We start from the raw sequence: 1,349 nt of genomic DNA, 5'->3' as shown, positions 1-1,349 counted from the left end.
CCCGCAATAACCGCAGCAATGAATAAATATTCACGGATTTGCTTTAGTCGGACAGACTCCTAGCCTGTAACATTCCACCAATTCCAACAATCTTAATCTTTTCTTAAGAATCGTCCTTTATACTCGGATAGTCCCGAATTTACATCTAGAATCAACTGGAAAGTAGGGCTGTCTAAATGGAGCATTCTCATAATTTACAGATGATGGAGGCAAATGCGTTGCCGCCTCGGAAACCGAAGCGACGTCGATGGCTGCTCTATCCTTCTGTTTTCATATTGGTTGTTATGCTTGCTGCTGCCTTATGGTTTTATTTGACACCATCGGGTACTAGCGTGCGTTACATGCTGGCCGATACGATTATCGCTACCCAGCATCGACATCTTGCCAAATATTTGATCGGCGAAAAAGAGCTGAATCTACGCGTTGACGAATACCTCAAGCGTTTCAATGAAATGGGGCAAATTAAAGATGATCATGCGATCGATCTGCCTAATAAAGCGAATAAAAACGTAGAAGTAGAGCAAATTGAAGGTAAGGGTTTCAAGGGACAAATTCTTTACGTACATGATCCCAAGATGATTCGTGTGGTTACGACTTCAATTGTGGGACAAGGCGAGCAAATTCTCAGTATGGTCAAACGAACAGGTGCAATTGCCGGTGTGAATGGCGGAGCATTCGATGATCCGAACTGGGACGGTAACGGCTTCAAACCCGCAGGTATTGTCATGTCAGGTGGCAAATTGCTGTATAGTGATGTAGGGATGGAAGACCCTGTGAATGTAGTTGGAATCGACAAGAACGGATTGATGGTCGCGGGGCGATACAAACCGTCTGAACTACTGAAAATGGGGGTCAACGATGCGGTTACGTTCCAGCCCAAGTTTATTGTTAATGGCAAAGGCTTGATCAAGAACGCAGCCGACGGCTGGGGGATCGCTCCTCGGACGAGTATGGCTCAAACGCGAGACGGCACGATTATGTTCGTCGTGATTGATGGCAGACAACCGGGCTATTCGGTAGGAGCTACGTTATACGATGTTCAGAATATATTGTTGGAACGAGGCGCTGTAACAGCGGCCAATCTGGATGGGGGTTCCTCCTCTGTCCTTGTCAAAGACAAACAAGTCATCAATCGACCTTCCAGCAGCTATGGCATGCGTTATTTGCCAACGTCATTCCTAGTATTCGAGAAACCGGACAAAGTGAAAGTGAACAATATTTGGGAAGGTATTGATATGAAACATTTCGATTCCTCGGATAAACCTTTCTAACCCCAAGCGCCAAACGAAACTCAACTGCCAAGGACCCGGCCGCTGGCCGGGCCACTGAAAACTAAGACGATCCTGAGG

Annotated in this window: 1 protein-coding gene; it reads left to right on the top strand. The window is 46.4% G+C overall.

Annotated elements, in window-relative coordinates; translation table 11 throughout:
- The first annotated feature begins 203 nt into the window (after positions 1-203).
- Positions 204-1,271, top strand: coding sequence for a phosphodiester glycosidase family protein (locus tag AC1DWB_RS35315; RefSeq protein WP_477545733.1), 1,068 nt, complete (start codon positions 204-206; stop codon positions 1,269-1,271).
- Positions 1,272-1,349 lie beyond the last annotated feature (78 nt).

It is taken from the genome of Paenibacillus sp. P4_E11 (assembly GCF_056401635.1).
This window is presented reverse-complemented; position numbering and strand designations above follow the sequence as displayed.